15 protein-coding genes and 1 tRNA gene are annotated in these 14667 nt (G+C 62.4%); 8 read left to right on the plus strand and 8 right to left on the minus strand.

The window, feature by feature from the left end; genetic code table 11:
* From AC1DUU_RS01270 to AC1DUU_RS01285, 4 genes are all read left to right on the plus strand, one after another.
* On the plus strand, positions 1-568 hold a 568-nt coding region (locus tag AC1DUU_RS01270), incomplete at its 5' end, for a LysR substrate-binding domain-containing protein (RefSeq protein WP_476781594.1).
* 337 nt (positions 569-905) lie between these two features.
* Entirely contained in the window at positions 906-2081 is a 1176-nt protein-coding gene (locus AC1DUU_RS01275) for an ABC transporter substrate-binding protein (RefSeq protein WP_476781595.1), read from the plus strand.
* Positions 2082-2280: 199 nt separating this feature from the next.
* Positions 2281-3747: a DUF1254 domain-containing protein gene (locus tag AC1DUU_RS01280; protein WP_476781596.1), complete on the plus strand. Its 1467-nt coding sequence runs from the start codon at positions 2281-2283 to the stop codon at positions 3745-3747.
* Between the two features lie 18 nt (positions 3748-3765).
* On the plus strand, positions 3766-4788 hold the full coding sequence (locus tag AC1DUU_RS01285; RefSeq protein WP_476781597.1) for a DUF1214 domain-containing protein: 1023 nt from the start codon (positions 3766-3768) through the stop codon (positions 4786-4788).
* A 7-nt stretch (positions 4789-4795) separates the two neighbouring features.
* On the opposite strand, the gene AC1DUU_RS01290 is transcribed toward AC1DUU_RS01285, so the two are convergent.
* The 8 genes from AC1DUU_RS01290 to AC1DUU_RS01325 all read right to left on the minus strand — a co-directional run bounded on the left by AC1DUU_RS01290 (position 4796) and on the right by AC1DUU_RS01325 (position 11907).
* Positions 4796-5566, minus strand: coding sequence for an exodeoxyribonuclease III (locus AC1DUU_RS01290; RefSeq protein ID WP_476781598.1), 771 nt, complete (start codon positions 5564-5566; stop codon positions 4796-4798).
* A gap of 7 nt (positions 5567-5573) precedes the next feature.
* The gene (locus AC1DUU_RS01295) at positions 5574-6212 is read right to left on the minus strand and encodes an alpha/beta hydrolase family protein (protein ID WP_476781599.1); all 639 of its coding nucleotides are present in this window, start codon (positions 6210-6212) and stop codon (positions 5574-5576) included.
* Entirely contained in the window at positions 6213-7301 is a 1089-nt protein-coding gene (locus AC1DUU_RS01300) for a tetratricopeptide repeat protein (protein WP_476781600.1), read from the minus strand.
* Positions 7298-8170 (minus strand): non-homologous end joining protein Ku, encoded by an 873-nt coding sequence (ku, locus tag AC1DUU_RS01305; protein WP_476781601.1) that lies wholly within the window; start codon positions 8168-8170, stop codon positions 7298-7300. Before ku ends, AC1DUU_RS01300 begins: the two co-directional genes overlap by 4 nt.
* A gap of 40 nt (positions 8171-8210) precedes the next feature.
* A complete protein-coding gene (gene ligD, locus AC1DUU_RS01310; protein WP_476781602.1) occupies positions 8211-10670 on the minus strand; it encodes a DNA ligase D in 2460 nt (819 codons plus the stop codon).
* Between the two features lie 6 nt (positions 10671-10676).
* Positions 10677-10913, minus strand: coding sequence for a hypothetical protein (locus AC1DUU_RS01315; protein ID WP_476781603.1), 237 nt, complete (start codon positions 10911-10913; stop codon positions 10677-10679).
* 145 nt (positions 10914-11058) lie between these two features.
* Positions 11059-11607, minus strand: a complete 549-nt coding sequence (locus AC1DUU_RS01320) for a hypothetical protein (protein ID WP_476781604.1) — start codon at positions 11605-11607, stop codon at positions 11059-11061.
* 225 nt (positions 11608-11832) lie between these two features.
* Positions 11833-11907: transfer RNA gene (locus tag AC1DUU_RS01325), tRNA-Gly, on the minus strand.
* Between the two features lie 213 nt (positions 11908-12120).
* Between AC1DUU_RS01325 and AC1DUU_RS01330 the strand changes: the two genes are divergently transcribed.
* The 4 genes from AC1DUU_RS01330 to AC1DUU_RS01345 all read left to right on the plus strand — a co-directional run bounded on the left by AC1DUU_RS01330 (position 12121) and on the right by AC1DUU_RS01345 (position 14661).
* Positions 12121-12633 (plus strand): prolyl-tRNA synthetase associated domain-containing protein, encoded by a 513-nt coding sequence (locus AC1DUU_RS01330; RefSeq protein WP_476781605.1) that lies wholly within the window; start codon positions 12121-12123, stop codon positions 12631-12633.
* A gap of 73 nt (positions 12634-12706) precedes the next feature.
* Complete coding sequence (gene trxA / locus AC1DUU_RS01335; RefSeq protein ID WP_476781606.1) at positions 12707-13675, plus strand: thioredoxin; 969 nt, start codon at positions 12707-12709, stop codon at positions 13673-13675.
* A gap of 60 nt (positions 13676-13735) precedes the next feature.
* Complete coding sequence (locus AC1DUU_RS01340; protein ID WP_476781607.1) at positions 13736-14407, plus strand: LON peptidase substrate-binding domain-containing protein; 672 nt, start codon at positions 13736-13738, stop codon at positions 14405-14407.
* A gap of 20 nt (positions 14408-14427) precedes the next feature.
* Complete coding sequence (locus AC1DUU_RS01345) at positions 14428-14661, plus strand: Trm112 family protein (RefSeq protein ID WP_476781608.1); 234 nt, start codon at positions 14428-14430, stop codon at positions 14659-14661.
* Positions 14662-14667 lie beyond the last annotated feature (6 nt).

Genomic DNA, 14667 nt, shown 5'->3' on the forward strand with positions numbered 1-14667 from the left:
GCGCAGGGAGCGGCCCAAGCTGGTGGTCAAGATCGTCGAAGGCACCAACGACGTGCTGATCCCGGCACTGCGCGCCGGCGAACTCGACATGGTGGTCGGGCGCTTGTCCGAACAGCGAGACCGGCTCAACGTGGTGCAGGAGGTGCTGATGGACGACATCGCCTGCGTCGTCGCCCGCCGCGGCCACCCRCTCGCCGAGCGCAAGCATGTCAGCCTCGCCGACCTGATCGGCTGGGAATGGATCCTGCCGCCGCAGGAAACCAGCCTGCGCCGCCAGATCGACATCGCCTTTCGCGAGGAAGGGCTCGAGCCGCCGCCGCATGCGGTGGATTCCGTATCGCTTTTGACCAACCGTGGGCTGTTGATCGACGCCGACTATCTCGGCGTCTTCCCCGCCCAGGTCGCGCGTCGCGAGGCAGCCTCCGGCGCCATCACCATCTTGCCGGTGACATTGCGCGCCACCGCCATGCCGATCGGCATCACCACCCGCACCAATGCCCGACTATCTCCCGCCGCCGAGGTGCTGGTCGAGACGCTGCGCCGGACCGCCCGCGACCTCGCGCAATGACGCATTAGCAATCAACGAACAGCCGATATTCCTGCTCGTCATGTCCAGGCGACGAGTTTTCCATTTACCGGGCCTGCGATTGCGCCAAGTTTTGGCGCTGGACAACACCGTGGAGGAGCAGTGTGTTGTGCCTGCGATCTCTGGACCGGTGCCAAGGCTGGCGCGTTAGCGCTCATCGTCCTTGCGCCGGATAAATTGCCTGATCGCGCGCATCGCTGCGGCCTCCTCGTCTTATTTCGTCTTGCTGGCCGCAAAGGTGCTGCGCAAAACCGCGATCGGGAGACGCGGCAGTCGCACCGGATCGGTCAGGGCACATTCACCTGGAGGGACTGACCTGATGCATTTCAAGGGAATTTTGTCGGCTGCATTTCTGACGCTGACAATGAGCGCGGCCTACGCCGAGGACCCGCTCAAGATCGGCATGATCACCACGCTTTCGGGCCCGGCCGGCTATCTCGGCCAGGACATCCGCGACGGCTTCCAGCTTGCCATCGACACCAACAAGGGCCAGCTCGGCGGCAAGGCCGTCGAACTGGTGGTCGAAGACGACTCGCTGAAGCCTGGGAACGCCAAGCAGATCGCCGACAAGATGCTGTCCGAGCAGGGCATCAAGCTGTTCACCGGCATGGTCTTCGCCAACGTCGCTTTCGCGGCACTGCCCGACATTCTCGACGGCGACGCGATCTATGTCAGCGCCAACACCGCATCGGCGACCTTCGCCGGTAAGGAATGCCACCCCAATTATTTCGTCAGCTCCTGGCAGGACGACAGCCAGGGCGAAAGCGCTGGCGCGCTTGCCCAGTCGCTCGGCTACAAGAAGGCCTTCCTGATCGCGCCAAACTACCAGGCCGGGAAGGAAACGATGGGCGCCTTCAAGCGCTTCTATAAGGGCGAGGTTGTCGGCGAGACCTATACCGGCCTCGACCAGACCGACTTCGCCGCCGAAATGGCGCAGATCCGCGCCGCCAAGCCCGACGTCGTCTACGAGTTCGAGCCCGGCGGCCTCGGCATCGCCTTCATGCGCCAGTACCAGCAGGCCGGCCTGCTCAAGGACATCCCGATGGTCGTCCATCCGGCCTCGCTTGACCAGGTCATCGTCCAGGCTGTCGGCGACGCTGCCGCCGGCGTGAAGGTCACCAGCCACTGGAACGACGACTTCGACAATCCGGTCAACAAGGCCTTCGTCGAGGCCTGGCGCGCCAAGTTCGGCGATCGTCCGATCACCTATTATGCCGCGCAAGGCTATGACGCGGCGCTGCTGATCGGCACGGGTCTCGAAAAGTCCGGCATCGACGACCTACCGGCGTTCCGAAAGGCGCTGCTGACCCAGGAAATCCCTTCGGTACGCGGCTCGTTCAAGTTCGGCCCCAACCAGCATCCGGTGCAGAATTGGTACTCGCTCAGGGCCGAGAAGGGCGCCGACGGCAAGATGGCGCTCAAGACCGACTCCAAGGTTCTGACGGCGCATAGCGACAGCTACGCCGCCGACTGCAAGATGCCGGCAGCCAACTGACGCCGAGGCAATGATCGGACACTCCGGGCGGCGCTTCGTGCGCCGCCCGTTTGTTTTGGGCGCTCAAGAATGCGCTAACCATGCACCGACGAAAGAATTGGAGGGGGTGACAAGGCGACATTGAGCGAACTAGCTTGGCAGGCGAGTATGCCCCAGGGGCATGTTGGCAACGAAGTGAATTGGTATCTGGGGAGACGTCATGACATCGTGGACTCCAACTTCGGAGGCGCTCGCTCGACGCGCTGGATTCAAGGTCGGTGACTGGGCGCGTGCCCGGCTCTTCGCCGCAGGTGTGGCCGCCATCGCCGCCGCTAGCACCGGCGCGGTTCACGCGCAGCCCCTCGCTCCGGAAGAGGCGCGTGCCATCGCCAAGGAAGCCACCATCTACGGCTTCCCCCTGGTCGACAATTACCGCATCCAGCATTCCTATTTCGTCGACACCAGCGGCCCCGAATTCAAGGCGCCGTGGAACACGATCTTCAACAATGCGCGCGTCTACACCCCCGACGACAAGGCGATCCAGACGCCCAACTCCGACACACCCTATTCCTATGTCGGCGCAGACCTGCGTGCCGAACCTCTGGTGTTCACCGTGCCGGCGATCGACAAGGAGCGCTATTATTCGCTCCAGTTCATCGACCAGTACACATTCAACTTCGCCTATGTCGGTAGCCGCGCTACGGGCAACGAGGAAGGCAGCTTCCTGCTCGCCGGTCCCAACTGGAAAGGCGAAACGCCAGCCGGCGTCAAGGGCGTGATCCGCTCGGAAACCGAACTCGCCTTCGTGCTCTACCGCACGCAGTTGTTCAATCCGGCCGACATCGACAACGTCAAGAAGATCCAGTCCGGCTACAAGGTCGAGCCGCTGTCGAAGTTCCTTGGCCAGCCCGCGCCTGCCGCTGCACCGGCCATCGACTTCATCAAACCGTTGAGCGCGGCCGACGAAAAGACCTCGCCTGAGTTCTTCAACGTCCTGAATTTCATTCTGCAGTTTGCCCCGACCAACGCTTCCGAAACGGAGCTTATGGAGCGCTTCGCCAGGCTCGATATCGGCGCGGGCAAGACCTTCGATTTCAAGGCACTGCCTCCCGAGACGCAAAAGGCGTTGACAGACGGCATGACTGACGCCTGGGCCGCGTTCAAGGTGCACAAGGAGACCGAGATCGACTCTGGAAAAGCCTCCAGTGCCGATGCCTTCGGCACGCGGGCGTTCCTGAAGAACGATTACATGCAGCGCATGTCGGGAGCAGCACTCGGCATCTATGGCAACTCGAAGGAGGAGGCGTTCTATCCCGCCTATTTCGTCGACGCCGATGGTAAGCCGACAAACGGCGCGAGCAGCTACACCCTCCGCTTCGCGCCCGGCCAGTTGCCGCCGGTCAACGCCTTTTGGTCACTGACGCTGTATGAGCTGCCGGCGAGCCTGCTCTATGCAAATGCGCTCGACCGTTATCTGATCAATTCGCCGATGCTGCCCAACCTCAAGCAGGATGCGGATGGGGGGATTACACTCTACGTTCAAAACGAGTCCCCCGGCGCCGACAAAGAGAGCAACTGGCTGCCGGCGCCAAAAGGCCCGTTCTTCGCGGTGATGCGCCTTTACTGGCCGAAACCGGAGGCACTGGACGGCAAATGGAAAGCTCCGGCACTGAAACACGTCAACTGAGCACCGAGGACCACTGATATGGCAAACTTTCGTACGGCATTGGCCTTGGCTCTGGCAGGGATCGGCGCGTCACAGGCGCTGGCGGCTGACACCGTGCCTGTCGGCGTCGACAACTTCGTCCGTGCCGAGTCGGACCTCTATTTTGGCGGATTGATCAAGGACGCCGCCGGCATCGGCAAGTTCGTGCACCGCCGCGAGCCGGCACGGATCGACAATCAGACCGTCATCCGCCTCAACCGCGACACGCTCTATTCGTCAGCGGTATTCGATCTCGACGCTGGCCCGGCAACCATCACGTTGCCGGATGCCGGCAAACGTTTCATGTCGATGCAGGTGATCAACGAGGATCACTATGTGCCCGAGGTCGTCTACGGGGCTGGCTCCTATACGTTGGACAAGGAGAAGGTTGGCACGCGTTATGTCGCTGTCGCCATCCGCACGCTCGTCGACCCCGCCGATCCGGAAGACATCAAGCAGGTTCATACGCTCCAGGATGCCATCAAGTCCGAACAGGCAAGCCCCGGCACCTTCGAGGCGCCCAATTGGGATCAGATGAGCCAGAAGAAGGTGCGCGATGCACTACTGGTTCTCGCCACCACCATACCCGATTTCAGCAAGGCGTTCGGCACAAAGCAGGAGGTCGACCCCATCAGGCACCTGATCGGAACCGCGGCCGGCTGGGGCGGCAATCCCGACAAGGACGCGACCTACCTCAACATTACGCCGGCTAACAATGACGGCAAGACGACCTACAAGCTCGACGTCAAGGACGTTCCCGTCGATGGCTTCTGGTCCGTCACCCTCTATAACGCCGAGGGCTATTTCGAGAAAAACCCGTATGACGCCTACTCGGTCAACAACATTACGGCCACGAAGGGTGCCGACGGTTCGATCGCCATCCAGTTCGGCGGTTGCGATGGCAAGATCGCCAACTGCCTGCCCATCATGAAGGGCTGGAACTACACCGTGCGGCTTTACCGTCCTCGACAGGAAATTCTGGACGGCAAGTGGACATTCCCCGAGCCACAGCCGGTGACTTGAAACCGTCCTATTTCGTGCTGATCCAGACCGGGGCGTGGTCGCTCGCATCGTCGCGGCCGCGTACCTCGCGATCCACGTTGGTGCCGGTCAGGCGCTTGGCCATCTTCTTGCTGAGCAGCAGATGGTCGAGCCTGAGCCCAGCGTCGCGCGGCCACCGGTTCCGTCGATAGTCCCAGAATGTGTAGACCGTATCCTCGGGAAACGTCTTGCCGATGGCGTCGGTCCAGCCCTGGTTGAGCAGCTGCCGGAAAGCATCGCGGCTTTCAGGCTGAACCAGCGCATTGTCGTCATATGATTTGCTCGGATAGACGTCGCGGGGCTCCGGTGCGATGTTGAAATCGCCAGCAAGCACAGCCGGAACGTCGGCCGCAAGCAACGTCGCCGCATGGGCGTTGAGCCGCGCGTGCCAGGCCAGCTTGTAGTCGAATTTCGGTCCCGGCTGCGGGTTGCCGTTCGGCGCATAGAGCGAGGCGATCAGCACGCCATTGACCGCCGCCTCGATGTAGCGGCTTTGGCGGTCGTCGGGATCGCCGGGCAATTCCATCCGCGTCGGGATCGGCTCGGTGCCACGCGCAAGAATCGCAACGCCGTTCCAGGTCGATTGTCCCAGCCACACCGCGCCATAACCGGCCGCCTCGATGGCCGAACGCGGCAGCTGTGTGTCAGCCGCCTTCAGCTCCTGAAGGCAAACCACGTCGGGCTTTGCCTCCTTCAGCCACGCCAGCAGGTTTTCGAGCCGGCGGTTGACGTTGTTGATGTTGAAGGTCGCGATCTTCATCCGGGGTTCAGGAGAGCCGCGCGGCCCATGCGGCGACGGAATCGCCCAGCGTTTTCAGGTGATCGGCGGCGGAGAAGCCGGAAATGCTCTTGCGCGGCTTGAGATCGTGGTCGCCATCTTCGAGCCACAGCAGCTCGATGGTTTCAGACAGTTCGTAATTCGGAACCTCCTCGAGCGTGCCGAACTCGTCGCGCGTGCCTTGCACGATCAGCGTCGGCGTCTTGAGCGCCGCAAGATGCTTGGTGCGCAGCTGCGCGGGCTTGGCCGGCGGGTGGAAGGGATACCCCAGGCACAGCAGCCCGACGATCTTGCCCGACGCAAACAGCTCGTCGGCGACCATGCTGGCAACGCGCCCGCCCATCGACTTGCCGCCGATGATCAGCGGCCCCTTGGTGTTGAGCTGTTCGACCGCTGCCTTGTATTCGGGGTTCAGCGTCTCCGCCCTTGGCGGCGGCTTGCGTCCGGCCTTGGGGCGCCGCGCCGCCATGTAGCCGAATTCGAAACGCGCCACGCGAAAGCCAGCCAAGGCAAGAGCATTGGCTGCCGCATTCATCGATGCCGAGTCCATCGGCGCACCTGCCCCATGGGCCAGGAGCACGGTGACCGGTGCGTCTTCCGCGCCGTCGAAAAGAAAGTTCACGCCCATCTAGCTTGCCGTTCGTTCCTTGAGGTGGAGATCGGCATACTGGATGCCCTTGGCGGCGGTCTTCGCCCATTCCGAGGTGCCGTCGAGTTCGAGGTAGAGCGACCACCAGCGCCTGGCTTCGGCAAGGTCGCCGGCCTCATATTCGAGATTGGCGAGATTGAACACGGCGTCCTCATAGAACGGATCGAGTGCCACCGCCTTCTTGAGGTGCCGCCGCGCGGTATGCGCCTTGCCTTCGGCGGCAAACAGGCCGCCGAGGTTGAACCAGGCTTCGACGAATTTCGGGTCGAGCTTGATCGCCCTGAGATAGGTCTGCATCGCCTCCTGATTGAGGCCAGCCGCGCGCAGGCTGTTTGCCCGGTTGAAGGCAGCCACACTGTCACTCGGATCGGCAGCAAGGCAGCGTGCATAAAGTGCCGCCGCCTCGACGTAGTTGCCACCCTCTTCCGCCTCTTCGGCGAGCTCGAACATGTCTTCGAGCTCGGCGTCGCTGGTTCGTTCGAGCGGCAAGAGCCGCTGGCCGTCCAGTTCGGCGAGATCAGCACCTAGGCGGGCGTAGATCGCATCCTTGCCGTCGGCATGAAGCGACATTGCGCTCAGTGAGGCCACAGCACCCGAGCGGCGAACCGACCGTGCGATCGCGCTCCATGTGGCTCCACCAGCCAGCAGTCCGGCATATTTCCTGGCGAGGATCAGGTCGCGAAACGCATAGGGCTCGCTATCGCTTTCAAAGGCGTCGAACAGCGACAGGAAGTCGAAGGCACGGGGAACGATGCGCGATGGGTCGATCAGCGACTGCCGGGTCATTTTCGCGCCTTCGACCGCGTCCAGCAAGCCGAGCGCCCGCAGGAACCCGTTCTCGCTGAGCACCGGACGCCCCGAGGCCGATGCCGCATTGATCCGGGCCTCCAGCTGCGCCTCGTCGAGCTTGCCGAGCAATGTCCTGCCGAGCACGACATGGGTCGTGCGTCGCGTTATGCCGTGCTGCAGCTCGCCGCCTTGGCGAGCGACCTCACGCACGCCGAGCCGCCTCGGGAAAGCGGCGAGCGCACCGACCAGGCCGAATATCCTGCCCGAAAGTGCCGTCACTTCTTGCCCTTCGCGGCCTTGCCACCTCCAACGGCCACAAGCTTGGCTGCCGGCTTCTCAGTCGGTTCGGCCTTGGTCTTGCTCTTGGCTGGTGGCTTGGCCTGGCCGAGGCTGGCCTTCAGCGCATCCATGAGGTTGATGACATTGCCGCGCTCTGGTGCTGCCGCGATGATCGGCTTGTGACCCTTCAGCTTCTCCTTGATCATCTTCATCAAGGCGATCTCGTAGCGGTCTTCGTAGTTCTTCGGATCAAACGTCGTCAGCTTCTGCTTGATCAGCGCTTCGGCGAGCTCCAGCATTTCCGGATCGGGATTTCCGGCGGGGATGTTGCCGAGATATTCAGCCGTGCCGCGCACCTCGCTGGGGTTGCGCAATGTGCAGACGAACATGCCATTCTCGCGAGCGCCGATGGTCACCACGCGCTCTCGGCTCGACAAGACGAGGCGGGCGATGGCGAGCTTGCCCGACTTGCGCAGTGCTTCGCGCAGCACCGAAAACGTTTCCTCGGCCATCGCGCCATCGGGTGCCAGATAATAGGGCGCGTCCTGGTAGATCACATCGACGTCCGCTTCGTCGACGAAGGCCTCGATGTTCATCGTGTGGTTGGATTCGATCTTGACGCTATCGACGTCAGCTTCGTCGATGACCACATATTTCTTGTCTTCGTATTCGTAGCCTTTGACGAGGTCTGAGCGCTCGACAAGGCCAAGCTCCGGGTCGACGGGTTTCATGTTGATCCGGTTATGCGTGTCCTTGTGCAGCTGATTGAAGCTGATGCGCTCRCTCGTGCTGGTCGCCGGGTACAGCCGTACCGGGCAGCTGACCAGGCTGAGCTTCAGATATCCCTTCCAACTTGCCCTTGGTGCCATGCTTGTCTCCTACGCGACACAATTCAAGACATACTCTTGGTCAAGACTTACTCTTGGCGGTGACCTCGGTCGGCAAGTCCCGGGCGTGATCTGATATGTCTGCCCAAGGATCGCCTGACTTGGCCACAAGTCCGGGAAGCGAAGAATAGTTCAAATCTGCCGGAGCGTCGATGGACTCGAGATCCGGCCAGCTGAGTGGGGTCGACGCCGGCATGTTGGTGCGGGCGCGAAGGCTGTAAGGTGCGGCCGCCGTGGCGCTGCGCGCGTTACGGTGGAAGTCGATGAAAATGCGTTTCTTGCGGTTGTCCTTGCCCATCACGGTGGTGAATGTGTCGGGCGCGGTCTTGGCGATCCGAGACGAGATTTCGCTGCTTGCCTGGTGGAACGGCTTCCAGCCGAGCTTGCCCGTCGTCGGCACGACGACATGGATGCCGCTGCCGCCTGAGGTCTTGGCGAAAGCCACCAGCCCCATCTTGGCAAGCTCGTCACGGACATGAACGGCGGCCTCAACGACCTCGCGCCAGCTGATGCCTTCGCCTGGATCGAGGTCGAAGACCATCCGGTCGGGCTTGTCCAGACGCTTGCGCAGCGCCCCCCAGACATGGAACTCGACGACGCCGAACTGCGCCAGCGCCAGGTAACCCTTGGCGTCCTCCACCGAAATGTAGGTCTTTGTCTCGTCGTCCGAGTTCTTGGTCTCGAAAGAAGCGATCGTCGCCGGCATGCCCGAAAAGGCGTGGCGCTGGAAGAAGCAATCTTTCTGCTGGCCCGTCGGACAGCGAAACAGCGACACCGGCCGCCCCAGGACATGCGGCAGCATGAAATCGCCGACAGCGGCATAATAGACGGCGACGTCGAGCTTGGTCGGCCCGGACTTTCCCAAAACTCGACGTGTCGGATTGGTGATCGAGATGGTGGCAAGGTCGGCATCGGTGATCAACCGCTTGCGCGGAGCTTGCGGCGCTTCCGACAGTTCGGCCTCGCGCAATCCCTTGAACACCGCATGACGCAACGCATTATCGGTGGTGCGATTGGCGTAGTGGATGCGGGCGTTGAGCACAGGTCGCACAGGAATCACCTCCTTTGGCGCTCCATCGAGCTTCGCTGCCCCCTCGCGCAGACCTTCCAGCCTGTGCAGCAATGTCTCCAACGTCTCACTGTCGAAGCCGGTCCCAACCTTGCCGCGATAGTGCAGCTCGCCATCGACCCATTCGCCGAGCGCAAGTGCCGCCAGCCCCTCGGCGGCTTGCGATGTGGTGTAGCCGGCGATGTAGAAATCGCCATGCTTCAGCGCCTTGGTCTTGGTCCAGCTGTGCGAGCGGCCCGAGGTGTAATGCGCCGAAATCCGCTTCGACACGACGCCCTCAAGCCCCATCTCGGTTGCCTGGTCGTAGAGCGCCTGGCCGTCGCCCTCGACATGTCCGCTGAGCTGAAGTGCCGACTGCGCGTGGACATGGCCGGCCAGCAATTGTTCCAGCAGGCCCTTGCGCTTTTCTAGCTCTGTCCTGGTCAGGTCCCAGCCATTGAGATGAACAAGGTCAAAGGCGTAGAACACCAGAAGCTCGTCGTGCCCGCTGGCCAGCGCATCTTGCAGGGCGGCAAACCGGCTGATGCCCTTGTCGTCGAGCACAACGATCTCGCCATCGATGACGGCGTCGCTGCAAGGCAGGTCGCGAAAGGCCGACGCCAGCTTGCCGTAGCGTTTCGTCCAGTCGATGCCGCTGCGAGTGATCAGCTTCGCCGAGCCACCCTCAAGATGCACCATGGTGCGATAGCCGTCGAACTTGATTTCGTGCAGCCATCCCTCGCCCGATGGCGGCTTCGGAACAGCGGTCGCCAGTTGCGGTTCGACCCGCGCCGGCATCGGCGCTTGCACGGCACCCGCAAGATTGCCGGGCTTGATGTCGCCGGGCTTCGATTGCGGCTTTTTCGGCGGCGCGGCCAATTCCTCGATCCGCCGCCCGCTCTTCACGCTTTCGGGGCGATCTTCGAGAATATCGACGTTCTCATCGGCTGCCGGATCATGTTCCTTGAACAGCAGCCAGTTGCGCTTTTCTTCACCGCCCTTCGGCTTCAACCGCGCCAGCATCCAGCCGCCCTTGAGCTTTTCGCCCCACAGCCGAAACTTGAAGGCGCCCTTCTCGAGCGCCGATGCCGCGTCGTCCATCGGCGCCCACACGCCGGCGTCCCACACGATCATCGGCCCACCGCCATACTCGCCTTCAGGGATGAGGCCCTCGAAGTCGATATAGTCCAGCGGGTGATCCTCGGTCTCGACCGCAAGCCGCTTGTCCGCCGGGTTGAGCGAGGGCCCGCGCGGCACGGCCCAGCTCTTCAGCACGCCATCGAGCTCGAGCCGGAGATCGTAGTGGTCTGCGGTGGCATGGTGCTTGTGCACGACGAAGCGGTTGCCTTCGCGGCTCTGCTCGACGCCGAGCGGCTCGCGCGTCTTGGTGAAATCGCGCTTTTGCCGGTAGGTGCGAAGCTTTTCCGCTGCCATCCCGGCCTAGTGCGCCGCATCTTCGGGCGCGGGCTCAAGTTCGAGCTCCTTGGGGGTCGCGCCCGCCATCAGCCTGTCGAGCAGGGCATCGTTGACGTCGTAATACTGGCCGGACACCAGCACCCGGGAAACGGTCTGCCCGTCGCCGCGAAACAGACGGGAACTGACGAAAACCTTGTGCCGGCCAAGCGCATCGGCGACGGCCCTGCGCTTCCTGACCTGACTGGCAACCGGTGTACGCATACGCCTGAGGCTCCACGCAACGCTGACCCGACTATCCCTCAAATGATGGAATTGATCAATGCGTGCGATCTGACCGGGCGATTCCATAAGCTTCGCACATTGCCATGGCATCGCCCGCGGCAGGTGGTCGGCATGTTTGCACCATCTAGTTTCGGCTGAACTCGATCCGCGCCGTCACGACCTGCTCGCCGGTCTTGGGATGCGCTTCCACCGTCACGATCCGCATGCGCCCCGTGCCCAGGCTCGCCACCCGCATGCTTGCCACGCGCGGCCCAGAGCCTCTGTCCGGCCACCTGACCTTGAGGTTGAGCGTATCGCCTGATCGCGTGCCGGTAAGCTCAGCGGGGCCGCGTACCGACCCCAGATATGAACCGGAATAATGCAGGCCGTTGGCAATCAGGTCGACGCCGATATGGCGCGAAAAGACAGCTTTTGCCCGGCAGGCACCATCCAGATTGAGTTCGGAACCTTCAGCGCGCGAATCGAGATTGCAAGAGACGCTCATCGCCATCGCTTCAGGTTTCAACCGTATCTGACCCGAGCCATGCCAATTTCCTGAAAGGGTTTCGAGAAAATCCTTCTCGTCCGCCATTGCCGCGGAAAAGGTGAAGACTGCCAGAGGCAGGGCCATGATCGCCGGATGCATCTTGTTGCCGAACCTTGCCTGGAAAGCCGAAAGGCTTCGGTGTTCCACTGGTGTCCCGTGGGAACCAGCACGACTCTTTGCTCCCGCAAGGAGCCGACGCTCGTGATTTGGGGCAAGCCTATGAGCTACGGCTAATATTGTCAAAACCGCCGCCTGACCAGGCATGCGCCGACAACTATGCAAACAGTTCAGTGGAACACACGGCGCACCGCGCAAAGCAAAGCGGCCACCCGAAGGTGGCCGCTTTTGATGTTGGTTTTCCCTGAGGAAAACTGGAGCGGGTGAAGCGATTCGAACGCTCGACCCCAACCTTGGCAAGGTTGTGCTCTACCCCTGAGCTACACCCGCTCGCACGGCTCGTCGCCGCAACGGCTGCTATATGGCCGAACCTCGCGGTGAATGCAACAGGGAAAACGCCATCTTTTTTCGCTATTTTTCCAATGCCCGTGAAAGCCCGGATTTCCGCGGAAACCGCGCCTGTGGATGAACAAGGCGGGCTTGTCTTGGCCACGGGCTTTGMCCATAAACCCTCCCACCCAGCAATTTTTGGCGAAGGCTTTCATGACCGGCGCGACGAATCCCAAGACCAGGGCCGAGCTTTTGGCCTTCCTCGACACCCTCGGAATCACCGTCGAGACGCACGACCACCCGCCGCTTTACACGGTCGCGGATTCGCAGGCGCTGCGCGGCGCGATCCCCGGCGGGCACACCAAAAACCTTTTCCTCAAGGACAAGAAGGACAACTTCTTTCTCGTCACGGTGGATGAGGAAGCGAGCGTCGATCTCAAGCAGATCCATCAGCTGATCGGCGCGTCGAGCCGGGTTTCCTTCGGCAAGCCCGAGGCTTTGATGGAACTGCTCGGCGTGGCACCCGGCTCGGTCACCGTCTTCGGGCTGATCAACGACAGCTCAGGCAAGGTCAAGCTGGTCCTCGACAGTTCCCTGATGGAAAACGCCGTGATCAACGCCCACCCGCTGACCAATGAGGCCACGACCTCCATCGCCAGCAGCGACCTCTTGCTTTTCGTCGAGGCAACGGGCCACGATGCTGTTATCTTGAAAGTCTCGGGCTGATCGCCACATGGTTGCCTGACAGCCGCGCGGCCGAACAAGTCGCATGCGAGAACGACACACCGGAAGAGTGAAGATGAGCAACGAAAGCAATCCCTTCGGCGGCATGAGCAGCCAGTACGCCACCAACGTGCAGTTTGGCGCTGCGCCCGCCAATGGTGCTGCACCGGCGGCCGATCTCATCAAGGACACGACAACCGCCGGCTTTGCTGTCGACGTCATTCAGGAATCGCGCAACCAGCCGGTACTGGTCGACTTCTGGGCGCCCTGGTGCGGCCCGTGCAAGCAACTGACCCCGGTGATCGAGYGCGTCGTCCAGTCTGCCGGCGGGCGTGTGAAGCTGGTCAAGATGAACATCGACGATCATCCGGCGATTGCCGGCCAGCTCGGCATCCAGTCGATCCCCGCTGTCATCGCCTTCAAGAACGGCCAGCCGGTCGACGGTTTCATGGGTGCCGTGCCCGAGAGCCAGATTCGCGACTTCATCGACAAGATCGCAGGCAAGGATGGCGGCGCACCGCAGATCGCCGAGGCACTCGCGGCGGCAGCCGAAGCGCGCGGCGCCGGCGACATGCAGACGGCGGCACAGATCTATGATGCCGTGCTGGAACAGGCGCCCGACAATGTCGACGCCATCGCAGCGCTTGCCGATATCCTGTTTGAGGCGGGCGATACGGTGGGTGCGAACGAGGTGCTGGCGCGTGCGCCGGAAGACAAGAAATCTGCCCCGGCACTTGTTTCGGTCCGCGCCAAGATCGCGCTTGCCGAAGAGGCGGCAGAACTTGGCGATTCCGCCGAGCTCGAACGCAAACTGGCGCAAGACCCCGGAGACCACCAGACGCGTTTCGACCTCGCCATGATCCAGAATGCCAACGGCCAGCGCGCCGAAGCGGCCGACAACCTGCTTGCCATCGTCAAGGCAGACCGGACCTGGAACGACGATGGCGCAAGAGCGCAGTTGCTCAAGCTTTTCGAAGCCTGGGGCTACACCAACGAAGTGACGCTCGCCACCCGGCGCAAGCTGTCGTCGCTGCTGTTTTCGTGACAGCAGCATCGCTGCGGCCTTGCGTTTGACCGCAACGGCCCGCAGCCCACTGAGGACAAGATGCAGGCAGGAAACGCGCATTACCGGCTCGACAGCGATCTGCCGACGACATTGGCGGTATTCCCACTGACAGGAGCGCTGCTACTGCCGGGCGGGCGCATGCCGCTGAACATCTTCGAGCCTCGTTACCTCCAGATGATCGACGATGCGATGGCCGGGTCCCGGCTGATCGGCATGATCCAGCCTTCGCTCGACGGCACGCTGCGTCCCGATGGCGAGCCGTCTTTGTGCCCCGTCGGCTGCATCGGCCGCATCACCTCGCTTGCCGAGACCGGTGACGGTCGCTACCTGATTTCGCTGCAGGGCGTCTGCCGCTTCCGCGTCGCCCAGGAACTGATGGTCAAGACGCCGTTCAGGCAGTGCAAGATCACCTCTTTCGCCGCCGACCTCGCCGAGGATAAGGCCGGTGCGGAAGTCGACCGGCCAGCGCTGCTCAGGGCCTTTCGTACGTACCTCCAGGCCAACGAGCTTGAGGCCGATTGGGAAAGCGTCAGCCGCGCTGACAACGCCATCCTGGTCAACGCGCTATCGATGATGGCGCCATATGGTGCCGCCGAAAAGCAGGCGCTGCTCGAAGCGCCCGATCTCAAGACCCGCGCCGAGACGCTGATCGCCATCACCGAAATGGCATTGGCGCGCGAAAACGACGAGTTTGGTTCGAGCCTGCAATAGGTCGGGCCAGCTGGGGAGCAATGATGGTCGAAACCACCAACAAGCGCGACATCGACGTCAAGCTGCTCGAATTGCTCGCATGTCCGCTGACCAAGGGGCCGCTGGCCTGGGATGCCGAACGCGGCGAACTGGTGTCCCGGCTCGCACGCCTTGCCTATCCTGTCCGTGACGGTATTCCGGTCATGCTGCCTTCCGAGGCCAGGCAAATTCTCGACACAGAGGCCGCGCCCAAAAAAACCTCGCCGACGGATTGATCTCGC

The sequence above is a fragment of the Aminobacter sp. P4_H6_2 genome, from assembly GCF_056400805.1.

Excerpts from the sequence above, each read along its gene's own strand:
- AC1DUU_RS01275 (WP_476781595.1), top strand. The coding sequence starts at position 906 with ATGCATTTCAAGGGAATTTTGTCGGCTGCATTTCTGACGCTGACAATG.
- AC1DUU_RS01280 (WP_476781596.1), top strand. The coding sequence starts at position 2,281 with ATGACATCGTGGACTCCAACTTCGGAGGCGCTCGCTCGACGCGCTGGA.
- AC1DUU_RS01285 (WP_476781597.1), top strand. The coding sequence starts at position 3,766 with ATGGCAAACTTTCGTACGGCATTGGCCTTGGCTCTGGCAGGGATCGGC.
- AC1DUU_RS01290 (WP_476781598.1), bottom strand. The coding sequence starts at position 5,566 with ATGAAGATCGCGACCTTCAACATCAACAACGTCAACCGCCGGCTCGAA.
- AC1DUU_RS01295 (WP_476781599.1), bottom strand. The coding sequence starts at position 6,212 with ATGGGCGTGAACTTTCTTTTCGACGGCGCGGAAGACGCACCGGTCACC.
- ligD (WP_476781602.1), bottom strand. The coding sequence starts at position 10,670 with ATGGCAGCGGAAAAGCTTCGCACCTACCGGCAAAAGCGCGATTTCACC.
- AC1DUU_RS01315 (WP_476781603.1), bottom strand. The coding sequence starts at position 10,913 with ATGCGTACACCGGTTGCCAGTCAGGTCAGGAAGCGCAGGGCCGTCGCC.
- AC1DUU_RS01330 (WP_476781605.1), top strand. The coding sequence starts at position 12,121 with ATGACCGGCGCGACGAATCCCAAGACCAGGGCCGAGCTTTTGGCCTTC.
- AC1DUU_RS01340 (WP_476781607.1), top strand. The coding sequence starts at position 13,736 with ATGCAGGCAGGAAACGCGCATTACCGGCTCGACAGCGATCTGCCGACG.
- AC1DUU_RS01345 (WP_476781608.1), top strand. The coding sequence starts at position 14,428 with ATGATGGTCGAAACCACCAACAAGCGCGACATCGACGTCAAGCTGCTC.